2 protein-coding genes are annotated in these 1,431 nt (G+C 66.7%); one reads left to right on the forward strand and one right to left on the reverse strand.

Annotated elements, in window-relative coordinates; all coding sequences use genetic code 11:
- The coding region (locus V6S85_RS26485; protein ID WP_334350808.1) for a PTS sugar transporter subunit IIA at positions 1-272 on the reverse strand (272 nt) is incomplete at its 3' end.
- A gap of 281 nt (positions 273-553) precedes the next feature.
- On the opposite strand from V6S85_RS26485, the gene V6S85_RS26490 reads away from it, so the two are divergent.
- Positions 554-1,294 carry a GntR family transcriptional regulator gene (locus tag V6S85_RS26490; protein WP_116490828.1) on the forward strand — a complete coding sequence of 247 codons (741 nt, stop codon included), beginning with the start codon at positions 554-556 and terminating at the stop codon, positions 1,292-1,294.
- Positions 1,295-1,431 lie beyond the last annotated feature (137 nt).

Below are 1,431 nucleotides of genomic sequence, written 5' to 3' on the forward strand. Positions count from 1 at the left end.
CCCTCGGCCACGAGGACGGTGAAGCCCTCGCCGTCCAGCGCCACCGTCTCCAGACCCACATGCATCAGGATCTCGGCCCCGTTCGTCGCCCGCAGCGTCACCGCGTGGCGCGAACGGTGCACCGTCACCACCCGCCCATCGCACGGCGCATGCAGCACCGACCCCGTCGGATCGATCGCCAGCCCGTCCCCCAGCATCCGCTCGGCGAACACCGCGTCCGGCGTCTCATCCAAAGGCGCCACCCAGCCTGCAAGCGGCGCGCTCAGCAGCAGGCCGGCCGGCGCCCCCGCCTCCCTGACGTGTCGCCCGGGTCCGGCTCGCGGTGTGCTTGCAGGGGATGATTGATGGCTGGGCATGGATGCCATTTTAATACCATTCCAAAAACTCTCCCCCTGACGGAGAGCTGAAAACCGTTTGACACAAAAGCGGTTTATCGCCCTGTTGCGATTTATCGGACCAAATCGGCCGACAAAAGAGGACTTAGATTGGTATGTATGCAATGAGCTGCTCCGAAACGCGGCGCCAAGCTCGACCTCTGGTGGGAAACTAACCCATGTTGCTCTCCGAACGTATCGGTCCGATCGAAAGCGCCTCCTCAGCGCCCCTCTACCTGCAGCTCCAGAAAGCCCTGCGCGAGGCGATACAGCACAAGGTGCTGACGCCGGAAGACGCCCTGCCGCCCGAACGCGACATGGCCGAAGACTTCAACGTCTCGCGCATCACCGTGCGCAAGGCGCTGGAAGGCCTGGTCCACGAAGGCCTGCTGACGCGTCGCCAGGGCGCGGGCACCTTCGTCGCCGCGCGGGTGGAAAAGAACTTCTCCAAGCTGACCTGCTTCACCGAGGACATGATCTCGCGCGGCCGCAGCCCGCACAGTGAGTGGCTGGCCCGGATGGAAGGCGCGGTCACGCCCGAGGAATCGCTGACCCTGGGCCTGTCGCCCAGCACGCCGGTCTACCGCTTCCACCGCATCCGCTACGCCGACGGCGCACCGATGGCGGTGGAGTATTCGACCATCGCCGCCTTCGCCCTGCCCTCGCTCGATGTGGTCGACCACTCGCTCTACGAGGCCATGGCCAGCGCCGGCTACAAGCCGGTCCGCGCGCTGCAGCGCCTGCGCGCGGTGCTGATCACCCCGCAGCACGCGGGCCTTCTGGGCGTGAAGGCCAAGGACGCGGGCCTGCTGGTGGAGCGACGCGGCTTCCTCAAGGACGGCCGCGCGGTGGAAGTGACCCAGTCCTACTACCGCGGCGACACCTACGACTTCGTGGCCGAGCTGAACGACCCCGCCTGATTTCCTGATCACCCCGAGTATCGGAGTACAGCCCGTGACGGCGCTGCCCCATTCCCATTTCCAGCCCCTCACCGCCGAGGCGACGCGGATGTACCTCGAGGCGGGGGAAGCCTCGGCCGTGGTGGCGCGGCAGGTCG

The organism is Caulobacter sp. CCNWLW153 (genome assembly GCF_036889365.1).
GTDB classification, from domain to species: domain Bacteria; phylum Pseudomonadota; class Alphaproteobacteria; order Caulobacterales; family Caulobacteraceae; genus Caulobacter; species Caulobacter radicis.